This is a genomic window from Pseudonocardia sp. EV170527-09 (genome assembly GCF_008369905.1).
Taxonomy (GTDB): domain Bacteria; phylum Actinomycetota; class Actinomycetes; order Mycobacteriales; family Pseudonocardiaceae; genus Pseudonocardia.
Window position 1 is genome coordinate 1 of the sequence record NZ_VRMC01000272.1, and the last position, 821, is coordinate 821.

Below are 821 nucleotides of genomic sequence, written 5' to 3' on the forward strand. Positions count from 1 at the left end.
CCGTCGGGTACGGGCAAGTCGGTGTTCCTGAAGTCGCTGATCGGGCTGCTCAAGCCCGAGCGGGGGTCGATCGTCATCGAGGGTGTCGACCTCTGCAAGTGCTCGGAGTCCGAGCTGTACGAGATCCGGAAGCTGTTCGGGGTGTTGTTCCAGGACGGTGCGTTGTTCGGGTCGATGAACCTGTTCGACAACATCGCGTTCCCGTTGCGGGAGCACACGCGCAAGTCGGAGTCGGCGATCCGGGACATCGTCATGGAGAAGATCGACATGGTCGGTCTGGTGGGTGCGGAGGGGAAGCTGCCGGGGGAGATCTCGGGTGGTATGCGCAAGCGGGCGGGGTTGGCGCGGGCGTTGGTGCTGGATCCGAAGATCATCTTGTTCGACGAGCCGGACTCGGGTCTGGATCCGGTGCGGACGGCGTATCTGAACCAGTTGATCATCGATCTGAATGCGATGACGGATTCGACGTTCCTGATCGTGACCCATGACATCAACTCGGCGCAGACGGTGCCGGACAACATCGGTCTGCTGTATCGCAAGCATCTGGCGATGTTCGGTCCGCGGGAGGTGTTGCTGACCTCGGACGAGCCGGTGGTGGCGCAGTTCCTGAACGGGCGTCGTGAGGGTCCGATCGGGATGTCGGAGGAGAAGGACGCCGCGCAGGCCGCTCGGGAGATGGAGGAGGCGGGTGAGCTGGAGGGGCGTCCGCCGATGAAGCCGCAGCTGGTGGCTTCGACGGGGATGCCGGACCGGAAGGCGGTGCACCGTCGCCGGGAGCGGGTCGAGGCGATGCTGCACGAGCTGCCGCGGTCGGCGCAGGA

1 protein-coding gene is annotated in these 821 nt (G+C 64.8%); it reads left to right on the forward strand.

What is annotated here, in order from left to right; genetic code table 11:
• The coding region (locus FVA95_RS29050) for an ABC transporter ATP-binding protein (RefSeq protein WP_149666923.1) at positions 1 to 821 on the forward strand (821 nt) is incomplete at both ends.